Source organism: Niallia oryzisoli (assembly GCF_036670025.1).
Taxonomy (GTDB): Bacteria; Bacillota; Bacilli; order Bacillales; family Cytobacillaceae; genus Bacillus_BD; species Bacillus_BD oryzisoli.
Map to the genome: position 1 here is coordinate 4,537,665 of NZ_CP137640.1, position 26,709 is coordinate 4,564,373.

Consider the following 26,709-nt stretch of genomic DNA (forward strand, 5'->3'; position numbering starts at 1 on the left):
TTATAAAACGCTTCCAAACAATGAATAGTAGATGTAACTTTGTCCTACTCCCTTGTGCCAAAACTTTAATAAGTGCTAAAACAACAAAAGAACACACGTTTATTGGTTATTTTTACTTTTTTCGATAACGTGTGTTTTTATACAATTTTTTGGGAGGTGCATATAGCAGGATAATCATTATTCATAAAGTACTATTTTTCACTATTTTCAATATTAATTTTCTATTAAAAGTTGTCGAATCATTAAACTAATCAATATAATTATTCTATATTTTGTAAGGAGATGTAAACATGTCAACAAGAGCACCTTTTCGAACAGATATCGTTGGAAGTTTTTTAAGACCAGAACGAATCAAACAAGCTCGTTTACAAAAAGAAAATGGAGAAATCACTGCCGAACAGCTTCGTGCAATCGAAGATACAGAAATTATTCGTTTAGTAGAAAAGCAAAAAGAAATCGGCTTACAAGCTGTTACGGATGGTGAATTTAGACGTGCATGGTGGCATTTTGATTTCTTAGGCGGCCTTGTCGGCGCTGAATTCTATGAAGCTGAAACTGGATTACAATTTAACGGTATTACGACAAGAGCTCACGGGGTAAGAGTGAAAGGAAAAATTGATTTTGACAATCATCCTTTTATAGAAGACTACAAATTTCTTCATAATATCGCTGGTGACCATGTAGCGAAGTTTACCATTCCAAGCCCAAATATGCTTCTCTATAGAGGAAAGATTGAAACCGATCTTTATACGAATAAAATAGGCTTGGCTAATGATTTAATTGCTGCTTACCAAAAGGCAGTTCAAGCTTTTTATGATGCCGGCTGCCGTTATCTGCAATTAGATGATACATCATGGGCATCTTTCTTTTCAGAATCAGGGCTTGAAAAGATTCGCGAACAAGGGGAAAGTCCTCGTAAACTAGCAGAGTTATATGCAAGAGTCATTAATGAATCCATCGCCAAAAAACCAGAAGATATGACGATTACGATGCATATTTGCCGTGGTAATTTCCAATCTATGTTTACATCAAGCGGCAGCTATGAAAATATTTCAGATATTATTTTTGGCGGCTTAGATGTTGATAGTTTATTCCTTGAGTTTGATGATGAGCGCTCAGGCGGCTTCGAACCGCTTCGCCACGTAAACCGCTCTGACTTAAAAATTGTTTTAGGATTAATCACCTCTAAATTTGGCGATCTCGAAAATCCTGAAAATGTAAAAGCGAGAATTAAAGAAGCAAGTGAATATGTAAGCCTTGATCAGCTTTGCCTAAGTCCGCAATGCGGTTTTGCTTCAACTGAAGAAGGAAATAAGCTGACAGAGGAACAGCAGTGGGATAAAGTACGTCATGTCATTAACATTGCTCAGGACGTTTGGAAATAATTTTAATCATAAAAAATGAGCAGGATGACCTGCTCATTTTTTACTAAAAGCCTCATCAATATATTTATAGTTAATACGTTCCTCAAAGTTAAATTCATTTTTGATATAACCAACTTGAACCAAGGTCTCGATTGATTCTTGCTGTGCTTTTATCGATTCTTTACTGAAGAAAATATTTGGTTCATCAGCTACAATGATTTTTTTGATTGTTTCTACTGGTATTTTGGTTGCTTCCGAATAAATTTCTGCAGCCTCATCAGGATGTTCAATTCGCCAGTCAGCAGCTTTTTTATAAACTCTTAAATAAGCTTCAACAACTTCTGGATGTTCCTCCGCAAAACCTGTACGAGCAATAATAGCTCCAGGTGCTAGTATCTCTCCATCTACTTTAAGTTCTTTTGCAATTCCTTTATCGACATTATTGGTTTTATAAGGTTCCCAAACTGCCCAAGCATCCAATTGTTTGGTTTCAAAAGCTGATTGAGCATCATCAGGCTGTAAATTGATTATTTTTACATCATCTAAAGTTAAACCATGAAATTTCAGTGCCTTAGCTAAATACACTTGACCTGTTGTTCCTGATGCTACCCCAACTTTTTTTCCTTTTAAATCTTCAATACTATTTATACTACTATCATTATGAGTAAGAATTCGAACATTAGATTTTCCATCACTAGTTTGAGCAATTACTTCGAAAGGCAGTTTTTTATCTAAACCGGCAATAAGTGCTCCGTCACCAAGAAAAGATAAGTCAACATGATTAGCTGCAAGAGATTCAAGAAGCGGGGGCCCGCTAGTAAATTCACTCCACTCAATTTCAGCATTCAAAGGGGCGAATTCTTCCTCAAACCAGCCTTTTTCTCTCCCGATTGTTAATGGATTCATTTTGCCATTTAAAGCAATCTTGACGACGATCGGGTCATCTTTTTTACTTTTTTGAGTTGATGAACTTGCTCCTGTACTGCACCCCGTTAGAATAATAGCTAATAAAAATATAAAGACTGATCCTATTAGACTTTTTCGATGTCTCTTCATAGTTTCCTCCCAGATTACAATTCCTGTTTATCAATTGAATAAGTGGTTTACGTTTTATAAAAACTTGAGATTCAATAAAGGGAAATGCTGCTCTTTATTGAATCTCAGGTTATATGATCATTTATTGCTTAGTTATTAATGTACTTTGGTGATTATCTTTGTTAACAGGAATTTCTTTTCCAACCGTCACTCTTCGTACAATACGGTGCTCATCGTAATCTGCGACAGCATAATGTTGTGTAGCTAAGTTATCCCAAATAGCAACATCTCCTTCAGTCCATTTCCAACGGACTGTATTTTCAAGACGAGTAACGTATGATTGAAGGATGCTAAATAATTTTTCAGATTCACTAGTACTATAACCCTCTAATTTTCCAACAAATCCTCCAAGTAATAAATGCTTTTTACCCGTTTCAGCATGCACATGAACAACTGGATGTTTTGTTTTATAAACAGTTGATTCAAATACAGCGCGATATTTTTGTCTGACTTCATCCTTTTCATCTATTGCCTTTGCAACTAATTGGGCATAATCGAACTCGTTTGTATGAATAGCCCATAATTCATCTGCTAATTTCTTCAATCCTTCTGGCAATCCTTCATATGCTGTATTTGTATTTGCCCAAACCGTATCACCACCCACACTTGGAATCGTAACACCTCTTAGAATGGAGTATTTCGGAACTTCCGGAACAAAGGTAACATCTGTGTGCCAATGGTTTGCTTTTGCACCTTGTTCTGAATCTAATTCAAAAATATAATTAGAGTTATCTTTTACTGGTACTGTTGGATGTGCGTATGGCTCTCCAAATAATTTAGCAAATGCCTCCTGACTTGCATCATCTAAATGATGCTGGCCTCTGAAGAATACAACTTTGTACTCATCAAGTGCTTGCTTTATTTCGTTTAATACGCTGGTATCTAAGTCCTTACTTAATTGAACTCCTTGAATCTCTGCTCCAATTCTTCCTGCTACAGGTATCACCTTTATTTGATTTGTTTGTGTTGTTGTCATTGTTTATTTCCTCCTAAATGATTTTTTATATTTTCATCTTTATTACTTCAAATTCCAACTTTACCTACCAATATAATCAGATTAATAATTAAAAAGAAAAGAGATCCAACAAAGAGGATGTGGGGGCTCACCTCTTCATTGAATCTCCGGTCGACCAGTTGATTCTTTTCAACGATATTAACTTGATAATAATGGTAATTGGTTTGTTGTATGAATGAATCTTAACAGAAGCAAAAATATTCTGTCAACAACTTTTTTGTAATTAATCCTATAAAATTAATTGGAATTAAGTATTGATTATGAAACAAAAAAGTGATAAATTACTAATTAAATATTTTCATAATTCAAATTAAAATTTTAAAATGAATCGACTAGTCGACTAGAGATTCAGCAAAAAGACAATTTATGTCTTTTGAGCTGAATCTCTTTTTTATTTCAGAAAGGATGATCAAATTATGGTTGCTACATTACAAATCAATAAAGTAAGCAAAACATTTAACAATGAAAGTGAGAAAGTCCATGTTTTAGACAACATTAATCTTTCGGTACAGCAGGGTGAATTTTTATCAGTTATTGGACCAAGCGGATGCGGAAAAAGTACTTTATTAAAGCTAATTGCCGGTCTGGATCTGAATTATGAAGGAAACATTGTCGTGGGCACCCAGGAAGTGAATGGTCCTTCAAAAGACCGCGGCTTTATTTTTCAAGAGCACCGCTTATTCCCTTGGCTGACAGTAGAAAAGAATATCGCTGGCAATCTCTCTTTAAAAGAACCAGACACACGAAAAAGAGTTGATGATTTAATCACACTGGTGAAATTGAAAGGATTTGAGAAAGCTTATCCACGGCAATTATCAGGTGGTATGTCACAGCGTGTCGCAATAGCAAGAGCATTGCTTCGTAATCCTGAAATCTTGCTGCTAGATGAACCATTTGGCGCATTAGATGCTTTCACCCGCGGTCACCTTCAGGAAGCTTTATTAGAAATATGGGAAAAAAATCAAACGACTATGGTTCTAGTCACCCATGATATTGATGAAGCCATCTTTTTATCTTCTAGAGTACTCGTGATGGATTCAAAACCAGGGCGTATGAAAGCAAATGTTGCCATTGATTTACCTTATCCAAGAAGAAGAACAAGCAAATCGTTTCAGGAATTTAGAACTGTTATTTTAAATCATCTTGATCATAAAGCTGAAGATGTAGAAGACTGGAGTATTTAATTTATTAATGAAAGGATGACAATCATGTCTACACAAACAATTGTTCAAAACAAATCTATCTCTATTAAGAAAAGGAACACAAACTCAAAAAAAGGTAAGATTATTTTTCGAGGATTATTCCTGCCTATTGCCATTATACTATTATGGCAAGTACTAGGCTCTGCTGGTATCCTACCAGCCCAATTATTTTCATCACCATTATTAATCCTAACCAGTTTTCTTGAACTCGTTCAATCAGGCGAATTGGGAGCCCATTTACAAATTAGTTTAACCCGTGCGTTTCTTGGTTTTTCTCTTGGTGGTTTTTTCGGCCTTTTATTCGGGATCATTGTTGGAATGAATAAAAGAACGGAACAATACTTAAACCCAACCATCCAAATGCTGCGTACCATCCCGTTACTAGTCATAACACCGCTATTCATCATGTGGTTTGGTTTTGGAGAATTATCAAAAGTATTGTTGATTGCATTAGGTACCTTTTTTCCTTTATATTTACAAACCTTTTTAGGGATTCGAAATGTAGATCAAAAACTATATGATGTTGCTCAGATTTTAGAATACAACCGTCTGGAAAAAGTAACAAAACTTATGATTCCTGGTGCATTACCCAACATTTTGCTTGGTATACGACTTGGTTTAAGTGCTGCTTGGATGTGCTTAGTCGTTGCTGAATTATTAGGAGCAGATCAAGGTGTCGGATTTATGATTCAAGATGCCCGTTCCTTTATGCAAACAGACATTGTTTTTGTCGGAATCATCATATTTGCTCTAGCAGGTAAAATTTCTGACTCCATTGTCCGCTTTTTGGAAAATCGATTGCTTAAATGGCAGGATAGTTTTAAAGCTTAATTGAAAAAGGATGACCTTCCTATATTGAAGGCCATCCTTTTTCATCTAAATTACTTATACTCTTCTCTAAGATCATTATTCTTTTAACAATAACCAACTTAGATCACAAAATCCTCCGGTACAAAAACCTTTACTTTTTTCGGATGCACATAAACTATTTCACCCTTTTTTAAATCCAAGCTGCTAAAATCTTCCTTACTTATTTCCGCTTCTACATACTCTTCTGAATCCTGAAGCCTCATCTCAATATAGACAACAGGACCTACAGAATGAGAGAAAATAACGATTGCTGGAATTGAACCCTTACTTTGCTTCACCTTTTCAATGGATAGATGATGCGGGCGAACATACCCCACTGCTTCTATATTAGTTGCATCGAAATGCTCGGGTACTTCTAAGTGAGCGCTGCCTACACTCAGCTTTCCATGATTCAGCCTGCCTCGGAATAAATTAACATTCCCAAGAAAATCATAAACAAACGGACTTGCCGGGTGATCATAGACCTCATCCGGCGTACCCATTTGCTCTATTTTCCCTTCATTCATTACAACAATTTGATCGGCAACATCAAGAGCCTCTTCTTGATCATGCGTCACAAATACACTAGTTATATGGACCTCATCATGTAATTTACGAAGCCAGCGGCGCAATTCCTTTCTTACTTTTGCATCTAATGCTCCAAACGGCTCATCCAAAAGCAATATTCTTGGTTCAACCGCCAATGCCCGGGCAAGCGCGACCCTTTGACGTTGACCGCCTGATAATTGTGAAGGATATCGCTCAGCAAAGCCTTCTAATTTAACTAACTGTAATAGTTCATTCACCTTTTCCTTAATAGCAGAAGCGGAAGGACGATCTCTTTTTTTTCTTACCTTTAAGCCAAATGCAATATTTTCTAATACAGTCATATGCTTAAACAATGCATAATGCTGGAATACAAAGCCTACTTCTCTATTGCTTACATGGGCATCTGTTAAATCATCCCCATCAAATAGAATAGTCCCTTCGTCGGCTGCTTCTAAGCCGGCAATGACTCGAAGCAGCGTTGTTTTACCTGAACCAGAGGGACCTAATAAGGCAACAAGTTTTCCATCAGGAATATCTAGATTAATATTTTTCAAGGCTTGAAACGTTCCAAATGTTTTTGATACATTTTTAATTTGAATAGACATGACAATCTACACTCCTTTTCCCTCTTGTTTATTTGTTTTCCGTTCAATCATGCTTTTAATTATTAGTGTAATAATAGCCATGATTGACATTAAAGATGCAACGGCAAAAGAAGCAGAAAATTGGTACTCATTGTATAAAATTTCTACATGAAGCGGCATCGTATTCGTCAATCCGCGAATCCTCCCTGATACAACAGAAATAGCGCCAAACTCTCCAATGGCTCTGGCATTACATAAAATCATGCCATACAACAACCCCCATTTTATATTTGGCAGTGTCACCCGCCAAAACATTTGCCACCCGTTGGCTCCGAGAGAAACGGCTGCTTCTTCCTCGGATGTTCCCTGCGCCTGCATAACTGGAATTAATTCACGCGCAACAAAGGGAACGGTCACAAATATAGTCGCTATAATAATACCTGGTACTGAAAAAATGATTTTAATTCCAAAATCAACAAGCCATGGTCCTAACACACCACGAGGACTAAAGAGCAATACGAACACTAAACCAGCAATAACAGGTGAAACAGCAAATGGCAATTCAAGTAAAGTTAATAGAAATTGTTTTCCTCTAAAGCGGAATTTTGTTACAGCCCATGCGGCTGCAATGCCAAATATTGTATTTAAAGGTACAACAATGACTGCCACAAGCAGCGTTAGACGGATAGCAGATAATGCATCACTATCAGTTATGGCCTCTAAATAGACTACAACACCTTGTTCAAACGCCTTGACAAAAATAGCAATAAGCGGAACAAATAATAATAAGGATAAATACAGAATTGCGATAGAAATGAGAATCATTTTTATCCATTTCGATTCTTTGGAATGTTTTCGTTTTCGAATCGACATTTGTTCAATGGGTTTTGTCATTTGGGGTTCCATTCTTTATTCACCTACTCACTTTGAGCTCAGACCTTCGGCTCCACAATTGGATGATGTTAATGATAATTAAACATAGAAATGAAATGACGAGCATGACAACAGCTATGGCTGTTGCCCCTGCATAATCAAACTGCTCCAGCTTTGTCATAATCATCAGCGGTGCAATCTCCGTTTTCATGGGCATATTACCGGCAATAAATACTACCGATCCATATTCTCCAAGACCCCTCGCAAAGGCTAATGAAAATCCTGATAATAGCGCTGGTAATATTTCAGGAAAAATCACTTTTCGAAAGATTTGAAAGCGCGATGCCCCCAAACTCTCGGCAGCTTCCTCCACTTCTTTTTCAATATCTTGAAGAACAGGCTGGACCATACGAACAATAAATGGCAAACCAATAAAGGCCAAGGCTACCGTAATACCAAACGGTGTAAAAGCTATTTTTATATTAAACGGTTCTAAAAACTGACCAATCCAACCATTTGTCGAATATAAGGTGGTTAGTGTAATTCCGGCTACAGCTGTTGGAAGTGCAAATGGCAAGTCGATTAAGGCATCTAATATCCGTTTGCCTGGGAACGAATAACGAACTAATACCCATGCAACTAACAAACCGAAAACTGCATTGATGGCTGCTGCAGCAAATGCAGTACCAAAACTAATTTTGTAGGAATGGACAATGCGTTCACTTGTGACAACATCTAAAAATTCTCCCCATCCGAGCTGAGAAGTTTGAATAAATACCATCGATAAAGGAATGAGTACCAACAAACTGAGATACAGAGTCGTAAATCCTAACGATAGGCCAAATCCCGGTAGAACTCTCTTTTTATTGCTTTTCATTTTGATCCTTCTCCTTAAAGAAAAGCTATAGGCACCCTTTGTATTATGATTGAATTCGTTCATTCTAGGTCACAGGGTGCCTTGTTACACTTCTTATAAACTTATTATAAACTTATTATTTAATCCTTTAATTTATTGAGCATAAATGGAGTCAAATACTCCGCCATCAGCAAAGTGGGTTTCCTGTGCTTTAGTCCATCCACCAAATACTTCATCAATAGTAAATAACTCTACTTCAGGAAACTGGTCCGCATATTTTTCCGCCACTTTTTCATCACGTGGACGATAATAATTTTGTGCGGCAATTTCTTGACCTTTTTCACTGTACAAGAATTTTAAATAACCTTCTGCCACTTCTCTTGTTCCTTTCTTGTCTACTACATCATCAACAATTGCTACTGGTGGTTCGGCAAGAATACTTATTGATGGTGCAACAATTTCAAATTCACCTTCGCCTAATTCTTTCAAAGAAAGTAATGCTTCATTTTCCCATGCAATTAATACATCACCAATCCCTTTTTCAACAAAAGTTGTTGTAGACCCACGTGCACCGGAATCTAATACCTCAACATTTTGATATAGTTTTTTAACAAATTCTTTTGCTTTTTCTTCATTATTATTGTTTTGTTTTAACGCATACCCATAAGCTGCTAAGTAATTCCATCGTGCCCCGCCAGATGTTTTTGGATTTGGTGTAATAACAGAGACTCCCTCTTTCACAAGATCATCCCAGTCTTTAATTCCTTTTGGATTTCCTTTACGAACTAGAAATACCATTGTGGATGTATAGGGGGATGAATTGTTTTCAAAATCCTGTATCCAATCCTTAGATATTAAATTTTGTTCTGCTATAGCATCAATATCATACGCAAGTGCTAATGTAACTACATCTGCCTCTAAGCCGTCGATAACCGCACGCGCTTGGCTGCCAGACCCGCCGTGTGATTGATTAATCGTTACTTCTTGACCTGTCTCTTCTTTCCAATAAGTAGCAAATTCTTTATTAAATTCTTCATAGAGTTCACGGGTTGGATCATATGATACATTTAATAACTCAACTGTTTCCTTTTTTTCTTTTCCTTTCCCGTTACTATTTTCACTGCTCGATGTGTCTGATGAGCATCCTGAAAGCAAAACAAATGATGCCATTAATGCTGTTGCCAACTTCAACTTTCGTTTTTTCTTAATCTGATACATGTACAACCCCTCCATTAATTAAATTAATCTTCATAAATACAAAAAAAACACACAACTGCTTAGCAAAGTGAATACAAGTTCACCTTGATAAATGTTGTGTGCCTTCAGTATGTCTGATCGGCAGATTTGTATTTTTTTGAATATTTAAAACCTATTTTAAATATATTAATCCTATATGTCAACTAAGAATTCTAATTATTTATCATTTCATAACCAAATACCCATTTTTTTCATTATTTTTAAAACTCACTTGACTGATAGGAATTATGTGATTTATGATAATATAAAATGAATTGTCGCTGATTGGTCTACCAAAGGCACCTCACTATATGAAATAAGTGGAAAAGGTGTCTCCTTTTTTAAAAAAACAAGGAAAAATCGGGAGGTATGGGGAATGGCAGTGGTTGATCAAGAAAAACTAAACAATATTATCGAGCTATTAGAGAAAATTAAATTTGGTTCAGTTAATATCGTCGTGCATGAAGGGAAAATTACGCAAATTGAAATCATTGAAAAACATCGATTTCAAAAATAGTTATCGTGGAAAGATCTGGGAAAACAGGCTATTAAAAAAGGTTTTCCGTTTTTTCAGGAACCCTCATTAAATGAAAATAATGAAGCATACTAATGATGCTTAACAGTAATTTTAAGGAGGGTCTCATATGTCGAAGAAAAAGCTATCTCCGTCTCCTGAAGTCGATCAAAAAAAATTATTGAATGACAAAGTAAAAGAACTCAGAGAAAACAATTTTGAAGATGGTCATACACGAAGAGTTACGTCTAACGGTGCAGACGGCCAATAAAGTAAATAGTACTTACTTTAACCAGGAATGGAGGTACTCCTATGACTAAAAAATATAATAAGGGCAGCAAAAATCAAAATTCACCTAAACTTCACGGCGAAGTGCCATTTAGCGGGGATAACAGCAAAGGCAATAAACGTAATAAAGACAAAAGTGACAAAACAGATGGGATTGTCTAAGTAAAAAACCGGTCCACAGACCGGTTTTTTTCATGCCATCATTTATCATTTCCTGTAATTTTGATTGCTGGTGTGTTGTTATTCAAATACGTTGGAATGATTCCATCTGAATTTTCTTCATTATAAAAAGCCTCTTGAATTTTCATATTTGCTTCTGTTGTTGAATTTTCCCCTTCTTTACCTGTACGATGCGGTCTGTAACTGTTATCATCCAATTCTTGATTTATTTTTATATTTGCCTCATTTGCTTCCTGATCAAAAAACTTCTGGTCCTCCATTTATTCCACCTCCAAAGGTTCTCTTGTTTAGTATACTACCGCAGAAAAAAAACATCCGAAATCGGATGTTTTTAAGGCAACCCTAGATTATTGGTGTTTTTTAAGAAAAAGCTTAAATAAGACTGCATAACCTGCGATTAAATAAAAGATAACCATTAGCAAGTTAACAAAGAATTCCTTTCTCACTACAATAGAATCATTGCCGCTTAACGGTTCAATTACCTTTAGGGCAGGAGGGAAAATCCACAAGATCCATTTACTGAATGAAATGGATTCAATAATCGATCGTTCGGCCAATGATACAACAAGAACAAATACTGCAGATAACCAGGCATATCGTTTTGCCGTAAGATTTGTTATGGAAAAGAAGCCAGCAACTAAAAGACCCAATAGTGCTAGTAATAAGTGGCTGTAGAAGGATAAACCATAATGAATAAGAGATACATCTCCTTTAAAACTGTTCGTAACAATCGGGAAAAACTCGGCAAGAAGAAAAAGAGGAATAAACAGTATAAGAGCTGTCAGCCATTTTCCCAATAAAAAGAGCTCCTTCTTCTTAATCGCAGCAAACAGGATATGCTTTTCGCTGTCTTCTTCTAGAGAAAATAAAGTTAAACCAACCCAGCACATCGTCAAATATATGGCAATACTTGATACCGCATAGCTGCTTAGGATGGGAACATTTTTATAGGCATAAAGAATAAAAATCCATACACCAAACACAGTGAAGGAAGGGATAAATTTTAAAGATCGAATATAATTAAGCAACTGATATTGAATAAAAGCCCGCAAACCATTACCTTCTTTCATCCAGCTTCAGGATCGAACAGCCTTGTTCCAACAGCTGGAGCAGGACTCTGTCAGAATCATGGTTAGATACAATTAAAACAGCCGTATCCTGACCTTCAAACTTCATTTCCAAAATACCTGTCAGTGTATGTAATATACTTCTATCATATACCTTTATATTGATAACCATTTGTTTTCCCTGTGTCAGCGAGTAAAGATGTGATTCCGCTTTTCCCTTATTAATTTGAATCACTTGATCTGCTAAACGATCAACTAACAGTGATTCATGTGCAGTAAAAACAATGCAATGATCACTTTTTATCGATTTCAATTGCATAGCTAGTTCGTTCTGCGACTCAGCATCCAATCCTGACAAAGGTTCGTCGAGCAATAGAATATCTGATTTCAATAATAATGCCAGGATGATCCCAACCTTTTGTTTTGTCCCTTTTGAACAGTTGTTTAAGGGAGTATCCAGATAGGCCTCAATCCCAAATTGCCCGCTATATTTATGAATATTTTTTTGAAGGACCGCGGAATCTAATCCTCTCATTTTTCCCATTATGTATAAGTATTCTTTTACTTTAAAACGGAGATTTTCTGGAAAATGTTCAGGAACGTAGCTTATCCTCTTGGTCATGCGTTCAATTGTTCCTTTGGTTGGTTCATAAATCCCGGCAATTAATTTTAGTAACGTACTTTTTCCAGAACCATTGTGACCGACAATTGCCGTTGTCAATCCTATATTAAAGGTTAGATTTATATCTTTTAAGATTAATTTTTTATGAATTTGTTTACTTGCATTTTGTAAAACTACAATTGAACGATTCATGGCTCCCTCCTGTTTTTCTTTATTTTACCATATTTACACTAAAGGAGAATCAAGCTGCAGCTTCGATACTGCAGCTCTAAATAAATCATTAAAGCCTCGAGACTACCTTTTCCCCTCGAAAATAAACCGCTTTAATTTTGTTTGGATTAACGATTTCAATGCCTGGAGTTCCTTCTGCTATGAGAAAATTGGCTTCTTTCCCTGCTTCTAAACTACCAAATTGTGTTTCTTTCCCAAGTACCTTTGCTGGATTCCTGGTGATTAACGCCAATGCTTCATTTTCGCTATATCCATATTCCAGCATCCCTTTCATATAAGGATTGGCAATGGCCATTAAGGCTTCCGGTCCCATTAATGTCTTTCTATCGTTTTGCAATGCAACTGCATTTTTTTCATAAGGAGGGAGAAAAGCATCTGTTGAAATGGAAACCGATATTTGGGCATTTACCATTTTCATTATTTCTGCAAATGTATTTGGCTTAAGATGTGTACCACCTAGAGGAGTTGCAACCACCTGTGTCTTTTGCCGGGCCGCTTTTTCTATCTGACTATCTGTTATCCCATGGGCATGATGAAGCACATCAAATCCGGCTTCCAGTGCCATTTGAATCCCTGGCTCTCCTGCTGCATGGGCACCAATTTGTTGTCCCTGCTCATGAAAAATCGATACAATGTATTCTAACTCCTGCTGAGAATATATTAGTTCACCTGCATTCGGCACTTCACTTTCTAAAAAGTTGCCCGGTGTTGCATTAATAAAGATGTTTTCGCCTGCATATTCGTTTTCCGATGCCAAAGTTTCTAAGACCTCTTTACTGACGAGTACCTCACGAGGAACAGGTGTTGAGCCTGTTACGGCTGTAAAATGAATGAGCCTTTTAAACCCTAGGGATAAAATAGACGCCGCAAAGCTGATATCCATTGGGATATCCTGAGCAGCCCGCTTTAGCTCTGAAACACGCAAATCACATATTGGGTTACCACATACCTGTTCGCCTAGTGCTGTAATTCCTGCACAAAGGGTATTGAGTAAAATCGCTTTACCTGCAAGCAAATGGGTTTCTTGTGTAATTGGGAATTGTGATGGAGGACCAAATTCGAGTAGATGTGTATGGCAATCAACGAGGGAAGGGCAAATAATATAATCACTGTAATCTAACAGTGGTACTTGATGATATTTTTGGTTTATTTTTTCCCATGTTGAGATGTTCATTATTTTTCCATTTTGAACAACCATTGCTCCATGATCAATTGTTCCTTTTTTCGAGACAGTAATGATTTTCTTTGCTTTTATTATATAAATCGACAATGGTTTCACCACCAATTAAGGAATTGTCAATATTTTTCAAGTACTGTCCATTTTTTCGAGAACTGTTTTGAATTTCTTTCATTCCTTCGGTTTTTATTATTTTATGACAGAGGGAATTTTTGTGTGAATACCTAACTTGAATTTCGGAATGCTGCCAGAACACGTATAAAAGAACACCTGTTTGTATATACTAAGGTAAAAACATCAAGGTGTGTATGTTCATGCAGCTGCTTATTAACAAATCGTTAACCGAGCAAATTCCAATTGAAATGATTTACCTTTCTGAAAAAAATCAATTTACACAAAGAAAAATTGTCGTTAAACAATTAGATGGGGAGTATATAAGAGCCTACTGCTTCCTCAGAAGACAGACGCGCGTCTTTAAACGAAAAAATGTCCTATCTATTATGCCCGTGAGACATGAGATTGTCCGGAGTAGTTAATATGGAACTAAAAAAAAGGGACTGTATGGGACAGCCCCTTTACGTTCAGCCTGAAACCTGAGCCTTTGGTGTATTATGACCTTTAAAAATAAACTGAATGACAATTAATCCGGCAAAGATGGCAAAGCCAATGAGGTCTGTCATTCCTCCCGGATGAATAAGCAGCAAGCCGGCGCCAATGGCTGGAATCCGTTCATACCAATAAATTTTTCGATACCAATGGCCGACAACACCCGCTCCAATGGCAATCATGCCTGTAAAGGCAGAGATAATAATCCATAAAACCTTATACCAGGTAGTATCAATCATAAGCAGTTCTGGAGAAAAGACGAACATATAAGGAATAATAAAGGCGGCAATAGCAAGTTTTGACGACTCTATTCCAGTTTTTATCGGCTCTCCTCCAGAAATGGCTGCTGCGGCAAAAGCTGCTAATGCAACAGGCGGTGTGATATCAGCTATGATCCCAAAATAAAACACAAATAGATGGGCCGATAAATCCGGTACACCCAGCATGATAATTGCTGGAGCAGCAATGGTTGAAGTAATGACATAGTTAGCAGTGGTTGGTGCGCCCATCCCCAAAATAAGCGAGGCGATCATCGTTAAAAACAGCGTAGGCAGTAAAGCTCCACCTGCAATATCCAGCAATCCGTTTGCGAGCTTCAAGCCAAGTCCTGTCTTTGTAACAACGCCAACGATAATCCCGGCTGCTGCTGTTGCTGCAGCAACCCCCAGTGCTGTTCTAGCTCCATCTACCAACGCATCAATGATTCCTTTAAAACCAATTCTCGTTTCTTTATTAAAAGCACTAACCACAATGGAAATCACAATCGAATAAAGCGCAGCAAGCATTACAGACATTCCTGTCATAAGAAGAACGATAATCGCGATGATGGGAATTAATAAATAGGATTTTCGCAGAACCTCTTTTCTGTCGGGCATCTCTTCCTTTGTCAGGCCGCGCAATCCCATCCGTTTTGCTTCAAAATGGGTCACAATCCAAATACCGGCAAAATAAAGGACTGCTGGTATAGCTGCTGCCAACGCAATTTCCGCATAGGGAATTCCGATAAATTCAGCCATTAAAAAGGCTGCGGCACCCATAACAGGCGGCATTATTTGTCCGCCGGTTGAAGAGGCTGCTTCTACAGCACCAGCAAACTCCTTTCGGTAGCCGAGATTTTTCATCATTGGAATGGTGAACGCTCCGCTCGTTACAACATTGGCGACAGAGCTGCCGCTGATTGTTCCTTGTAAGGCACTGGAGAATACAGCTACCTTTGCGGGACCGCCAATACTGCGTCCGGCAATTGCGATGGACAAATCGTTAAAATATTCCCCAACCCCTGTTTTTATTAAGAATGATCCAAACAGTAAAAATAAGAAAATAAAGGTGGAGGAGACCGCTAGCGGTGTTCCCAAAATCCCTTCTGTAGTAAAAAACATCGTCTGAACAAGCCGGTCAAGCTCTAAGCCGCGATGGGCCAGCGGACCAGGCATATACGGGCCATATATCGCATAACCCAGAAATACGATTGCAATAATGGTGATCGGCAACCCAACTGTTCGTCTTGTTGCTTCAAGTACCAGCAGAATCGCCAGTAAACCGACAATAAAATCTAACGACGTTAACCGCCCTACGCGATTTACGAGTTCGTCGATCATTAACGGCCAATAAGCTCCAACCACAACAGATAAAAGGGCAAAAATCATATCGTACCATGCAACCTTATTCCTTCTGCCAACATCCCTTCTTCTCGCAGGAAAAAGTAAAAAAATTAAGGCCAATGCAAACCCTAAGTGAATTGTTCGCTGCAACTGCGCAGTTAAGACACCAAATACTGATGTATATACCTGAAAAAGTGAAAAAGCCAGAAGCCCCCAAAAAACAATCCAACCAAATATTCCCTTTAATTTCCTTGTACCTGCCTCCGGATCATATTTTTCTAACAGCTCCTGCTGTTGTTCTTCTGAAAGTGTTTCGTATTGTTTACTCAAGCATGTTCACTCCTTTCCACATTTGCCATAGATTAATTCTTGCTATTTTAATCCGAACCCACGTTCCCGGCTTTATTACACGGGAAAGAGGATACTCTTTTTCAAGGAAAATTAGCGTATGATTGGCTCGTACCTTTCCGGTTCGAAGATCAAAGGATGGAAATTTTCTATCCATGTTTTTTAAATAGTATTTTCCATTTTTCTGTTCGAATGTCTCTCCTCCAGAAGCATTTTCCGGCATACCAATCGCAAAGTCTTCATACATCAATTCATATTGTTTGATCTGCCTGTCACCCGTCACTTCATAACTTTCTACAACATCCGATAAATGAATTGAATGAGTATATTTCATCTGAAACGTGTTTCCTTCCGAAATGGGGATATAAGCAAGTGTCTTCCCACTGTTTTGATATTGAAAAACAAGTGCTTCTTTAACAGGGGTGAAAATAAAAAGAAGGATGATGATTAGGAAAAAGGGTATTAAAAAGAGTAGATAAATGGACTTACTCTTCACCATGCTTTCTCCCCTCTCTATGTCATAAAACAAATAGCCGGCCCGTAACGAAATGATTGCAAGCCGGCTATTAAACAAACTTTAAATAAATGGACAACAGCTCAACTATTCAGCTGCTTTCACACCTATTTCATCAAAGTATTTCTTCGCTCCTGGATGTACCTCAATTCCAACACCATTTAAAGCATTTTCAGCTTTGATTAGTTTTGCTTTTGCGTGGGTAACCTGATTGAGATTTTCAAAAATGGCTTTAGTGATATCGTAGACAACATCCTCTGAAAGATCATCTCTGACAACAAGCATCGCTTGTACCGCAACAGTTGGAACTGCTTCTTCCAGACCATAGGTTCCTTTAGCTACTTCATCTTGAATATAGTATGGATATTTCTTAATTAGCGCATCGATTTTGTCCTGTTCAATCGGCACAATCACAATATCCTCTGTTGCTGATAAACCTTCGACAGCTCCTGTAGGGGTACCAGCAGTAACGAATGCGGCATCGATAGTTCCATCTTGAATCCCAGCTGTGGATTCATCAAAAGAAAGATCTTTCTTTTCAATATCAGCAAATGTCATGCCGTACATTTCAAGAATTTGTTCAGCATTCGGATTTGTGCCGGATCCCGGTGCACCCACAGACACTTTTTTCCCTTTTAAATCTTCGACTGATTTAATTCCTGATTTTTCAGTTGTTACAATTTGAATGGTTTCAGGATAAAGGGTTCCAATTGCTTGTACATTATCAATTTTAGTCCCTTCAAACATTAATTTTCCTTCTGCAGCATAGGCAGCAATGTCTGTTTGTGAAAAAGCAACTTCAGCATTTCCATCTTTTAAAGTTGTCATATTTTCGGCTGAAGCACCTGACGTTTCTGCATTGGTTTCAATTCCAGTTTCTTGTGAAATGATATTAGCAAACGCTCCGCCAAGTGGATAGTATGTACCTCCCGTTCCACCTGTCAGGATGCTGATAAATTTCGGTTTTTCAGACTCCCCGCTGCCTTTATCTGTAGAACTACCGCTTGTTTCTTCACTTGAACCGCTGCAGGCTGCCAAAACCAATGAAAGTGCTACTACCAGAGCCGTCATAAAATATGAAGTTTTTTTCTTCAAAAGATTTCCCCCTTTTATTATTTTACGGAAAATTTGTTATAGTACAAATTTTCCAATTATAATTTTATCATATTTTCTGATAATTATGTTAATTAGAGAGTTTTAAAACATATATTTTAGTATTGATTATTTCAGTATTAAGGCAAAAATTTGTTATAATGGAAATCAATTAATCCTGCATTATATCATTTGGGTAATCAAACTTACTTAAACGGAGGTAAATCGATGAAATACGGTATTGTGATTTTCCCTGCAAAACCTTTACAAGATTTTGTTAATTCTTATCGAAAACGATATGACCCACATTACACGCTTATACCTCCACATATCACATTAAAATCTGGCTTTGAAACAGAGTCCAATGAGACCAATACCATTGTGCAAAAACTTCATGAGATTGCACAAAAAACTGAACCTTTTGACATTACCCTCACAAAATTCAGCTCTTTCAAACCAGTTAATAATGTCATATTTTTAAAAATTGATCCAAAGGATGACCTAGAAAGCCTGCACAATGAAATTGAATCAAAGGTTCCAAGCCATGGATCAGAATATGTTTATGTACCCCATATTACAGTCGCCCAAAAGCTGACAAATGATGAGCATTCAGATGTATTCGGTTCATTACAAATGCTAAAAGTAAATATGCAGGATAAAGTGGATCGTTTTCATCTTTTGTATCAGCTAGAAAATGGATCCTGGACAGTATATGAAACATTTCATCTTGGAAAGGAATAACAACAATGAATGTAAATTCGATGGATGTACAGACAATCAGCAGTGAACAGCAGCTAAACGATGCTTTCAAGATTCGCAAAAAAGTATTTGTCGAAGAACAAAACGTGCCGCCAGAAGAAGAAATTGATGACCTTGAGTCAGAAGCAACACACTTTGTTCTATATATTAAAGAAGAACCTGCTGGTGCCGGACGATTTAGAACAGTAAATGGATATGGCAAGGTTGAAAGGATATGTGTTCTTAGCGACTACCGTGGCACTGGTGCGGGGAAAGCGATAATGGAAAAAATTGAATCTTATGCAAAAAATGAAGGCTTCAAGCGTTTAAAGCTTAACGCTCAAACTCATGCCATTCCTTTTTATAGTAAATTAGGTTATGAGGTTGTATCAGAGGAATTTCTCGATGCAGGAATTCCTCATAAGACCATGATAAAAGAAATTTAAACCCTGCTAATAGCAGGGTTTTTTCATACCCATTACAAATAGCAAACAAATCCTTTTTCGAAATCATCCTTTTGTACACAGTTAATTTTTGATATGATTAAATTTGTCTACTTTATTGATGTAAAAAAGGATGAGAAATATTTATGAAAACTGCCAAACAAGGAAATCAATTAATCGTTCTTGATGAAACGAATCGATCATCCTATCAACGAATATATGAAGATGGCAAAAAGGGGCTCTTAGAATGTCCTGTATGCTCGGAAAAAGTCCGCTTATTTTTAGGGATTGAAAAGGACCCATATTTTCAACATAATTATACAAAACACTCAAATTGTACAGATCCAGAAATCGAAGAGCAGACGGCTGCTGATTTGATCGTAAGGGAAGTAAACGGTTTCCGCATCCCCACTTCGAATGTGATTACAAAGACAAAAAATAGCGGAACTTTTAAAACGGCTAAAGCTGTCGCTTATCTCCCCCCATTTATTTCAAATGAAAAAAATATGTCAACGATACATTCTCCTTATATCAAGGCTCTTTCTGATGCCAATGTTTTTTTAGATGCTAATCAAGCGGAAGCAGTCGTCCATCCTAATGGAGCTCTTCTTGTACTGGCCGGGGCTGGAAGCGGGAAAACAAGAGTGCTGACTGCCAGGACAGCTTATCTCTTGACAGAACAAAAGGTAGAGGCAAATAGAATTATGCTTGTGACGTTTACAGCAAAAGCAGCTTCAGAAATGAAAACAAGACTATTAAACTATCCAAATATTGTAAAGAGCCAAATAAACCGTCTGGTCACAGGGACTTTTCATAGTATTTTCTACCGAATTCTTGCGCATCATTTTCCGGAAAAATGGAACAGCAAAAAGCTCTTAAATATCGAGTGGCAGCGCCGGCAAATTTTAAAAGATGCGGGAAGAGAACAAGATCTTGATGAGAAAGAATTTGCCTACGATGCAGCCCTTCAGCAGATCGGTTATTGGAAGAGTTCACTCCTGACTCCAAAACAAGTAAAGGCTGAAACGAACTGGGATGAAAAGGTATTATTTCTATATGAACGATATGAACAATTTAAGAGGCAAAAAGAACTGTTTGATTTTGATGATATGCTGACAGGCTGTTATCAACTATTTCAAGAGGAATCTGATTTACTTGAACGCTATCAAAATCGCTTTGATTATTTTTTAATTGACGAGTTCCAGGATGTGAATAAGGTTCAGTATGAGCTGATCAAAATGCTGTCTGCCGTTAAGAAAAATGTCTGTGTGGTTGGGGACGATGATCAATCGATTTATGCTTTTCGCGGCAGTGACCCGCAGTATATCCGGTATTTCGAAAGGGACTTTCCACAGGCTGCTGTTGTTCATTTAAGTGAAAATTACCGTTCCTCACATGCCATTGTCGAAACTGCTAATAAAATCATTGCCGCAAATAAACATCGTCGGCCAAAACAAATGCATGCCCAATTTGCGAATAATCATGAACCCGTTTTATTCTTTCCAGAAGATGAGGAGGAAGAGGCAACCATGATTGTCACAGATATAAGTGAGAAAATTGTTGCTGGTGCCGACCCGGGTGATTTTGCTATTCTCTTTCGCACAAATACAGCGAGCAGAGCTGTATTTGAAAGACTAACTACTTCCAGTCTGCCATTTAAAATTGATCAGGACATTGATTCATTTTATGAGCGCTTTATTATTAAAAGCATGCTTTCCTTTTTAAAATTATCCTTGAATGAAGATGATCAGAATGCAATAGCTAACATTTTGCCATCCCTTTTTCTTAAACAGAGCATTATTACCGATATAAAAGCAGAAAGTATTTTGAACGACTGCACATTGCTCGAATGCATCGGCCGAATCAAGACAAGCTTTTCTTTTCAAGAAAAGAAGCTAAAAAAAGTAGCCCCTGTTATCCGCTCAGTCGTCGCAAAGCCGCCACTGGCTGCAATTGAAAAGATTGAGAAAGAACTAGGCTTTCAAGAGTTTCTAAAAAAGCGGGGAAATGAAGGAAATCAGTGGGATAAAGGGTCTGATGATATTCGCGACCTTAAAGTTGCAGCAAAAAACTTTACTTCTATTCGGGATTTTCTTGACCATGCTGACCATATGGCTGCTATGAATAAAGAAATGAAACAGCAAAGTAAACAACGGAAAAATGCCGTTACCTTAAGTACGATCCATCGCGCAAAGGGACTGGAATATAAGATTGTTTATGTCATCGGAACTGTTGATGGCAGCATCCCGCATGATTACGCGCTGGAATCTCTCCGTGCAGGTGACAGTGACCCCCTTGAGGAGGAAAGACGTTTGTTATATGTAGCAGCAACAAGAGCAAAAGAGGAATTATTCCTTTCCATTCCGCAAAATAGGCGCGGAAAGAAAGCAAACCCATCTCGATTCTTAACATCGATTCGATATTAAAAGCTGCCCCCTTGGGACAGCTTTTTCATCACTTATTTTTTGTTAATCATTCTAGAAATGGTGTTGATATCAAGTTGTTTACCATCCTTAACAATCGACTCGACAATTTTATCCTCTGTTTCTTTTGAAACTGGTTTATTGGCAATTTGCGATACTCTTCTGACCACATTACGAACTGTATTTTCATCTTTAAAATTTGCATTTTGCAGTGAATTGGCTAAATCTAAAATATCCTTCATATTAACGCCGGTCTTTTTCTCGATATTTTTAAAAAACTGATTATCCATTTTAAATAATGCCTCCCTTTCAAGCCTTTTATATACTATGAAAAGGTGAAAAAATCGTGTCATTTTCACACAAACTGCCCCAAAAAAAGCTGCTCAAATCATTGAGCAGCTCTTCCTTCTACATGAGTTTTATTAGTAGAAGCTTGCACCAACAATAATTAAAAGAATGAACAACACAACGATTAAAACAAATGTGCTGCCGCCGTAACCATAACCACCGTAGCCGTAACCACCGTAGCCGCCGTATCCACATCCGAACATATCTTTTCACCTCACTTAATTATTGAGTCAATATAAAATATGTACGAAAATAAAATATGTGAGGGCAAGCTTAAAAATTAAATTATAAGACCGGTTTCCTTTTCTCCAATAATTTTAGCTGGAAGAAAAGGAACCGGCCTTATGGCTTTTTTATCCCTTTGGTCTAAACAATAATGCTCCTAAAAAGCCGAAAACAATCGCCGCTGAAATACCCGCACTTGTAACTTCAAACATACCGGTTAAAACACCTACTAATCCATGCTGCTCTGCCTCCTGTAAAGCACCATGAACAAGAGAATTCCCAAAGCTTAAGATGGGTACGGTTGCACCGGCACCGGCAAAATCTACAAGCGGCTCATACAGCCCTAACCCATCCAATATTGCCCCGATAACAACCAATAGACTTAGCGTGTGGCCAGGAGTTAATTTTGCTACATCAAATAATAGTTGGCCAACTACACAAATAAGTCCGCCAACCACAAATGCCCAAAAAAACATTGGCAGCATATTGTATTCTCCCTTCTAATATCTTTTTTCATAAGTTCAATTTCGCCCTGCTGTCTGAAGTTATATTTCAATAGAAACTGCGTGTGCGATACAAGGAATCGATTCACCCTGCTGAAAGCTCAGCGGGGATAACAATGCACCTGTAGCTACGAGCAGTATACGTTTATAAACACCTTTCTTCATTTGATTCAATAAATGTCCATACAATACCACTGCAGAGCAGCCGGCACCGCTGCCTCCCGCCTGCACAGGCTGATCTTCTTTATAAAGCATAAGACCGCAGTCAAGAAAACGGTCAGAATCCATTTTTAATCCATTTTGCTCCAATAAGTCCAATACGGTTTCCCGACCGACTCTGGCTAAATCGCCTGTTACAATTACATCATAATGTGACGGTTCAAGTCTCATATCTTTTAAATGAGCTGTAATGGTATCGGCTGCAGCTGGTGCCATAGCTCCACCCATATTGAACGGATCCGTCAGCCCCATATCAATGACCTTTCCAATTGTTGCGGATGTGGTGTATGGAAGGTTCTCTTGGTTCTTATTTTCCGTTACAAGAGCGACTCCAGCACCAGTTGCTGTCCACTGCGCTGTCGGCGGTTTTTGACCGCCATATTCAGTCGGGTAACGGAATTGTTTCTCAGTTGCCGCATTATGGCTGGATGCACCTGTTAATACATTTTTCGCACCTTGGTAATTGACCATAAATGAGGCCAATGCCAGTCCTTCCATGGACGTTGAGCATGCACCAAAAAGACCGAAGTACGGAATTTGAGCGGTTCTTGCTGCAAAACTTGTCGGTGTGATTTGATTAATTAAATCCCCAGCAATTAAAAATTGAACATCTTCTTTTTGAATGTCACCTTTTTGCAGCACCGTTTGAATGGCTTCTTCTATCAATACTCGCTGCGCTTTTTCATACGAATCCTGTCCCATCCATAAATCATCATGCAGGATATCAAAATCTTTGGCTAAATTTCCATTTGCCTCAAAAGGCCCGCCTGAAACTCCAGTTGCAGCAATGACCGGATGCTGCTGAAAGACCCAAGATTGCTTCCCAACGAGCATTAGATTACACCCCACATTACTAGTACTGTTTTAATTAATGCAACGACAAATGCAGCAAAAACACCAAATAGAATAACGGAACCCGCAAGCTTAAACATATTTCCTCCAACACCAAGCACAAATCCTTCTGTCCGGTGTTCGATCGCAGCTGAAATGACGGCATTTCCAAAACCAGTAATTGGTACCGCACTGCCTGCTCCGCCAAATTGGCCGATTCTGTCATATACCCCAAAACCGGTCAGCAGCATCGCAATAAAAATCATCGTTGCAACAGTCGGATTACCAGCTGTTTGTTCCGTGAAATTAAAGAAATAAATATAAAAGTAGCTAATTGCTTGTCCAATCGTACAAATAAATCCCCCAACAAAAAATGCTTTCATACAGTTTTTGAAAACAGGCCTTTTTGTTTCATGTTTTTGCTGAAGCTGCTCATACTGCTGCTGCTCTGGTGTCTTTTTCTTCTTCTGATTCCCCATTCCCAGCAACCCCTTTCTTATGTTAATTCTTTCTTTAGCTTAACAATTTTTTCAAGCTCCTCATCCGCCTTTTTATCCGGGTATTTTGGATCCTTCATCTTTTCACCTAATCTAACCGCCTCTAAGAAAATTTTATAATCGCTGGAAACGATAAAATTCTCGTCTGGATACTTTTTCTCCAGCTTTTCATTAACTTCCTTTTCAATTGTTTTCATATGAAATCGCTGCATATGCTTTACCTTGTATACGACAAGAATGTGCTTCTTTCCCTTAATCACCGCAACATCATATAAATCCTTATGTGATTCAACATCTTCTTCAATCTCTTTAATGAGATCTGGTTTGGAGTCCGAAGCAACGGTTCTTGGTGCAGGATTAGTCGTTTGCATCAATGACATATAATCTTGACTTGATTGATTACGCTGGGTATTACAACCTGCCGCTATTACTGACAGACATATCATGATGAAAACGCAGAGTATCGTCTGTTTATTTTTCATTTTCGACCCTTCCTATGTAAAATTACTTATCGTATTTATATTTTCTTCCTAATAGGCAAATTTATGATGGTTAGCTTTACAAAAATAATTTCCAATTAGAGAACATAAAAAATGATCTCAGAAAAAAATAGCATCTGAGCACAGATACTACTTTTTTCATTTCTTTTATGAACCCTTTTTCGATTTCATGTATATTAATGTTTTAGCTGGATGATTTTTTACCGCAGCCGCAGCCTTTTTTCTTTACAGCTGATTTTGAGCTGCTGCTTTTCACATTTTGGGACGATGCGTTTTTCTTCCAAGATTGAGATTGATTCATAATGCTATCCTCCCTTCACATATTTTTAACTCCATATAGTAGTTTATGCGAAGAAAGAATAGCTTGTGTAAATCAGGTGCCTAGCGCTGAAATCGTTATATTTAAAGCCTTGATTGGATAACTGTTTCGATGATAGCTGCCAGACCGCTTACAGAAAGCACCAATAAAACTGGTCCGGCAACAGCAGGAAATAATAAATAGAAGGCAACTAAAATGATGGAAGACCAAACACCAGTACACCAGTAGCAGCTTAATAATTCACCAATAAACCCCTTTACAAATCCCTGCTTCGGTACTAAATAAATTTCTTTCTGTCCTTTTTCATCATACTCTTCTATTTCATCAATAAAAAAATCGCGAATAAAACCAGTTATTTTGTCAAATACAAACAATCTAGTAAGACGAAAAGAAGATAGTCCCAGTATAAGCAACTCGAGAAAGGTAATTTCCATAATCAAGCCTCCAAAAGCTTATAAAGCCTAATTTCGCAAAACAAGGCGTTTGTCCGTATCCCAAATTACCATCCGACAATATGTTATTAGTGTAGAAACACATAAGAAATAAATAAGGAGGAAAAACATTATGGGTTGCGGAAGAAACGACGACGATGTATTAGGTACAACTGATACTAGTTCTAGAGGCTGTGTATGTGATGTAGTCCGTGCGATTAAAGATATTCAAGATAATGCAGAAAATGAATGTGAATGTCCAACAAATTGTTTTCAGGAACCACTAGGCTCGCTTGTTTCACCAGCTAGAAGAACAAATGCCGACACAAGAGTATTTGTATTAAAAACAGCTGACGGGTCGCCATTCCACGCATTCTTTAAGGGAAGAGAAGGTGCATGTGTATCGATCTTCTTTAGAGTAGAGGATGTATTCGATAACTGCTGTGCAACATTACGTGTGATTAAACCAATCACAAAAGAGAACGGTCAAATGGCTTCCTTAAATATGGTTAAAAACTGCTGCATCGATTTAAGCTCATTCTGTGATTTATGTGGATTTGAAAGCACAAATGACTGTATTACTGTCGACCTAAACTGCTTCTGTGCTATTCAATGTATCGCTGATGTAGATCTTGGCATTTGCGATTAATCAAGTCTTGATTAATCAAAGAGGCCAGCAACCCGCTGGCTTCTCTCTATTTCATAGGCCAGTGATTATGAATGTAAACCAAGCATTTTTACCTCTGTAATTTGCTCAATTGGAATATCCATGATTTTGTCATTAAAAAGCTTTATTTCAACTGAGTCCTCGGTCTTATTCAGTAAAAAACCTCTAACAGAGCTGCTTCCTGTTGCAAAAATACAAGGTACTGGCGGAAGCAACTTAGGGAAATGCTCTAAATAATTGAGCTTTTCTAATGTATTCATCTCCTTAAAGCTTTTCACTCGTTTAAAAGAATATGAATGTTGTTTACCCTTTGATGGTCCGCTCTTATCACTTTCTTGACTTTGATTATTGTATTGATTGATTACTTCCTGAACAGCTTTTTGATCAAGCTCTTGGTTTTGTGGTCTGTTATCTGTGCTGACATCCTTTTTGGTTTGTTGTTCAACGATCACTTCTTGCTTCTTCACTTCAACCGCAATTTCAGTCTCTTTATCTTGAAGCACAGCCGTTTGGTTTGTTACTGTCTCCGAATCACTATCCAATTCAGGAAATGGAGCAATTGTTTGTTTTTCTTTTTGTTGTTTAGAGATTATATATGTTTGCTGCATATCCAACTTTGGATATGCCAATTCTGGTTGTTGAATATAAAGGAGCGGTTCTCGCGATTGATTTTCAGGCATACTTCTCTCCTCCTCTAAGGAA

The 26,709-nt window shown here is 37.7% G+C and carries 32 protein-coding genes; 11 read left to right on the plus strand and 21 right to left on the minus strand.

What is annotated here, in order from left to right; translation table 11 throughout:
* Positions 1-290: 290 nt before the first annotated feature.
* Positions 291-1,385: a 5-methyltetrahydropteroyltriglutamate--homocysteine S-methyltransferase gene (locus R4Z09_RS22680; RefSeq protein ID WP_338448992.1), complete on the plus strand. Its 1,095-nt coding sequence runs from the start codon at positions 291-293 to the stop codon at positions 1,383-1,385.
* Positions 1,386-1,418: 33 nt separating this feature from the next.
* Here R4Z09_RS22680 and R4Z09_RS22685 read toward each other — a convergent pair whose 3' ends face one another.
* Together R4Z09_RS22685 and R4Z09_RS22690 are read right to left on the minus strand one after the other, a co-directional pair.
* A complete protein-coding gene (locus R4Z09_RS22685) occupies positions 1,419-2,420 on the minus strand; it encodes an aliphatic sulfonate ABC transporter substrate-binding protein (RefSeq protein ID WP_338448993.1) in 1,002 nt (333 codons plus the stop codon).
* Between the two features lie 121 nt (positions 2,421-2,541).
* Entirely contained in the window at positions 2,542-3,435 is an 894-nt protein-coding gene (locus R4Z09_RS22690) for a TauD/TfdA family dioxygenase (protein WP_338448994.1), read from the minus strand.
* A 455-nt stretch (positions 3,436-3,890) separates the two neighbouring features.
* On the opposite strand from R4Z09_RS22690, the gene R4Z09_RS22695 reads away from it, so the two are divergent.
* Both R4Z09_RS22695 and R4Z09_RS22700 read left to right on the plus strand, forming a co-directional pair.
* Positions 3,891-4,658 carry an ABC transporter ATP-binding protein gene (locus tag R4Z09_RS22695; protein ID WP_338448995.1) on the plus strand — a complete coding sequence of 256 codons (768 nt, stop codon included), beginning with the start codon at positions 3,891-3,893 and terminating at the stop codon, positions 4,656-4,658.
* Positions 4,659-4,682: 24 nt separating this feature from the next.
* A complete protein-coding gene (locus R4Z09_RS22700) occupies positions 4,683-5,507 on the plus strand; it encodes an ABC transporter permease (RefSeq protein ID WP_338448996.1) in 825 nt (274 codons plus the stop codon).
* A gap of 98 nt (positions 5,508-5,605) precedes the next feature.
* On the opposite strand, the gene R4Z09_RS22705 is transcribed toward R4Z09_RS22700, so the two are convergent.
* From R4Z09_RS22705 to R4Z09_RS22720, 4 genes are all read right to left on the minus strand, one after another.
* Entirely contained in the window at positions 5,606-6,679 is a 1,074-nt protein-coding gene (locus R4Z09_RS22705; RefSeq protein WP_338448997.1) for a sulfate/molybdate ABC transporter ATP-binding protein, read from the minus strand.
* A 6-nt stretch (positions 6,680-6,685) separates the two neighbouring features.
* Positions 6,686-7,564: a sulfate ABC transporter permease subunit CysW gene (cysW, locus tag R4Z09_RS22710; protein WP_338448998.1), complete on the minus strand. Its 879-nt coding sequence runs from the start codon at positions 7,562-7,564 to the stop codon at positions 6,686-6,688.
* A gap of 7 nt (positions 7,565-7,571) precedes the next feature.
* Positions 7,572-8,408, minus strand: coding sequence for a sulfate ABC transporter permease subunit CysT (cysT, locus tag R4Z09_RS22715; protein WP_338448999.1), 837 nt, complete (start codon positions 8,406-8,408; stop codon positions 7,572-7,574).
* Positions 8,409-8,540: 132 nt separating this feature from the next.
* On the minus strand, positions 8,541-9,605 hold the full coding sequence (locus R4Z09_RS22720; RefSeq protein WP_338449000.1) for a sulfate ABC transporter substrate-binding protein: 1,065 nt from the start codon (positions 9,603-9,605) through the stop codon (positions 8,541-8,543).
* A gap of 394 nt (positions 9,606-9,999) precedes the next feature.
* Here R4Z09_RS22720 and R4Z09_RS22725 point away from each other — a divergent pair, with 394 nt between their 5' ends.
* From R4Z09_RS22725 to R4Z09_RS22735, 3 genes are all read left to right on the plus strand, one after another.
* Positions 10,000-10,140: a DUF2292 domain-containing protein gene (locus R4Z09_RS22725; protein WP_338449001.1), complete on the plus strand. Its 141-nt coding sequence runs from the start codon at positions 10,000-10,002 to the stop codon at positions 10,138-10,140.
* Between the two features lie 127 nt (positions 10,141-10,267).
* On the plus strand, positions 10,268-10,408 hold the full coding sequence (locus tag R4Z09_RS22730; RefSeq protein WP_338449002.1) for a hypothetical protein: 141 nt from the start codon (positions 10,268-10,270) through the stop codon (positions 10,406-10,408).
* A 41-nt stretch (positions 10,409-10,449) separates the two neighbouring features.
* A complete protein-coding gene (locus R4Z09_RS22735) occupies positions 10,450-10,587 on the plus strand; it encodes a hypothetical protein (RefSeq protein WP_191090587.1) in 138 nt (45 codons plus the stop codon).
* Between the two features lie 38 nt (positions 10,588-10,625).
* Here the strand turns inward: R4Z09_RS22735 and R4Z09_RS22740 are convergent, their stop codons facing one another.
* The 4 genes from R4Z09_RS22740 to R4Z09_RS22755 form a co-directional block, all read right to left on the minus strand.
* Positions 10,626-10,865, minus strand: a complete 240-nt coding sequence (locus R4Z09_RS22740; RefSeq protein WP_338449003.1) for a hypothetical protein — start codon at positions 10,863-10,865, stop codon at positions 10,626-10,628.
* Between the two features lie 87 nt (positions 10,866-10,952).
* Entirely contained in the window at positions 10,953-11,657 is a 705-nt protein-coding gene (locus R4Z09_RS22745) for a hypothetical protein (RefSeq protein WP_338449004.1), read from the minus strand.
* Between the two features lie 4 nt (positions 11,658-11,661).
* Positions 11,662-12,486: an ABC transporter ATP-binding protein gene (locus R4Z09_RS22750; protein ID WP_338449005.1), complete on the minus strand. Its 825-nt coding sequence runs from the start codon at positions 12,484-12,486 to the stop codon at positions 11,662-11,664.
* 88 nt (positions 12,487-12,574) lie between these two features.
* The gene (locus tag R4Z09_RS22755; RefSeq protein WP_338449006.1) at positions 12,575-13,795 is read right to left on the minus strand and encodes an amidohydrolase family protein; all 1,221 of its coding nucleotides are present in this window, start codon (positions 13,793-13,795) and stop codon (positions 12,575-12,577) included.
* A 221-nt stretch (positions 13,796-14,016) separates the two neighbouring features.
* Between R4Z09_RS22755 and R4Z09_RS22760 the strand changes: the two genes are divergently transcribed.
* Positions 14,017-14,238: a hypothetical protein gene (locus tag R4Z09_RS22760; RefSeq protein WP_338449007.1), complete on the plus strand. Its 222-nt coding sequence runs from the start codon at positions 14,017-14,019 to the stop codon at positions 14,236-14,238.
* A gap of 45 nt (positions 14,239-14,283) precedes the next feature.
* Here R4Z09_RS22760 and R4Z09_RS22765 read toward each other — a convergent pair whose 3' ends face one another.
* The 3 genes from R4Z09_RS22765 to R4Z09_RS22775 all read right to left on the minus strand — a co-directional run bounded on the left by R4Z09_RS22765 (position 14,284) and on the right by R4Z09_RS22775 (position 17,866).
* A complete protein-coding gene (locus R4Z09_RS22765; RefSeq protein WP_338449008.1) occupies positions 14,284-16,239 on the minus strand; it encodes a TRAP transporter permease in 1,956 nt (651 codons plus the stop codon).
* Positions 16,232-16,756: a DUF1850 domain-containing protein gene (locus R4Z09_RS22770; RefSeq protein ID WP_338449009.1), complete on the minus strand. Its 525-nt coding sequence runs from the start codon at positions 16,754-16,756 to the stop codon at positions 16,232-16,234. Before R4Z09_RS22770 ends, R4Z09_RS22765 begins: the two co-directional genes overlap by 8 nt.
* Positions 16,757-16,858: 102 nt before the next feature.
* Positions 16,859-17,866: a TAXI family TRAP transporter solute-binding subunit gene (locus R4Z09_RS22775; RefSeq protein WP_338449010.1), complete on the minus strand. Its 1,008-nt coding sequence runs from the start codon at positions 17,864-17,866 to the stop codon at positions 16,859-16,861.
* 225 nt (positions 17,867-18,091) lie between these two features.
* Between R4Z09_RS22775 and R4Z09_RS22780 the strand changes: the two genes are divergently transcribed.
* The 3 genes from R4Z09_RS22780 (at position 18,092) to R4Z09_RS22790 (ending at position 21,470) form a co-directional block, all read left to right on the plus strand.
* Positions 18,092-18,604 (plus strand): YjcG family protein, encoded by a 513-nt coding sequence (locus R4Z09_RS22780; protein ID WP_338449011.1) that lies wholly within the window; start codon positions 18,092-18,094, stop codon positions 18,602-18,604.
* 20 nt (positions 18,605-18,624) lie between these two features.
* A complete protein-coding gene (locus R4Z09_RS22785; protein WP_338453335.1) occupies positions 18,625-19,047 on the plus strand; it encodes a GNAT family N-acetyltransferase in 423 nt (140 codons plus the stop codon).
* A 143-nt stretch (positions 19,048-19,190) separates the two neighbouring features.
* Positions 19,191-21,470, plus strand: a complete 2,280-nt coding sequence (locus R4Z09_RS22790; protein WP_338449012.1) for an ATP-dependent helicase — start codon at positions 19,191-19,193, stop codon at positions 21,468-21,470.
* Positions 21,471-21,502: 32 nt separating this feature from the next.
* On the opposite strand, the gene R4Z09_RS22795 is transcribed toward R4Z09_RS22790, so the two are convergent.
* The 7 genes from R4Z09_RS22795 to R4Z09_RS22825 form a co-directional block, all read right to left on the minus strand.
* Positions 21,503-21,757, minus strand: coding sequence for a stage VI sporulation protein F (locus R4Z09_RS22795; RefSeq protein WP_338449013.1), 255 nt, complete (start codon positions 21,755-21,757; stop codon positions 21,503-21,505).
* A gap of 132 nt (positions 21,758-21,889) precedes the next feature.
* The gene (locus tag R4Z09_RS22800) at positions 21,890-22,018 is read right to left on the minus strand and encodes a YjcZ family sporulation protein (RefSeq protein ID WP_338449014.1); all 129 of its coding nucleotides are present in this window, start codon (positions 22,016-22,018) and stop codon (positions 21,890-21,892) included.
* 150 nt (positions 22,019-22,168) lie between these two features.
* Positions 22,169-22,525 (minus strand): stage V sporulation protein AE, encoded by a 357-nt coding sequence (gene spoVAE, locus R4Z09_RS22805; RefSeq protein ID WP_338449015.1) that lies wholly within the window; start codon positions 22,523-22,525, stop codon positions 22,169-22,171.
* A 60-nt stretch (positions 22,526-22,585) separates the two neighbouring features.
* Entirely contained in the window at positions 22,586-23,596 is a 1,011-nt protein-coding gene (gene spoVAD / locus R4Z09_RS22810) for a stage V sporulation protein AD (RefSeq protein WP_338449016.1), read from the minus strand.
* Complete coding sequence (gene spoVAC, locus R4Z09_RS22815; protein ID WP_338449017.1) at positions 23,596-24,072, minus strand: stage V sporulation protein AC; 477 nt, start codon at positions 24,070-24,072, stop codon at positions 23,596-23,598. The genes spoVAD and spoVAC overlap by 1 nt, the downstream gene beginning before the upstream one ends.
* Positions 24,073-24,089: 17 nt before the next feature.
* Positions 24,090-24,572 (minus strand): sporulation protein, encoded by a 483-nt coding sequence (locus tag R4Z09_RS22820; protein WP_338449018.1) that lies wholly within the window; start codon positions 24,570-24,572, stop codon positions 24,090-24,092.
* A gap of 420 nt (positions 24,573-24,992) precedes the next feature.
* Complete coding sequence (locus R4Z09_RS22825) at positions 24,993-25,343, minus strand: DUF1360 domain-containing protein (RefSeq protein ID WP_338449019.1); 351 nt, start codon at positions 25,341-25,343, stop codon at positions 24,993-24,995.
* Between the two features lie 130 nt (positions 25,344-25,473).
* Between R4Z09_RS22825 and R4Z09_RS22830 the strand changes: the two genes are divergently transcribed.
* Entirely contained in the window at positions 25,474-25,989 is a 516-nt protein-coding gene (locus tag R4Z09_RS22830) for a CotY/CotZ family spore coat protein (protein WP_338449020.1), read from the plus strand.
* Between the two features lie 65 nt (positions 25,990-26,054).
* Here the strand turns inward: R4Z09_RS22830 and R4Z09_RS22835 are convergent, their stop codons facing one another.
* Positions 26,055-26,687, minus strand: a complete 633-nt coding sequence (locus R4Z09_RS22835; RefSeq protein WP_338449021.1) for a CotO family spore coat protein — start codon at positions 26,685-26,687, stop codon at positions 26,055-26,057.
* Positions 26,688-26,709: the final 22 nt, after the last annotated feature.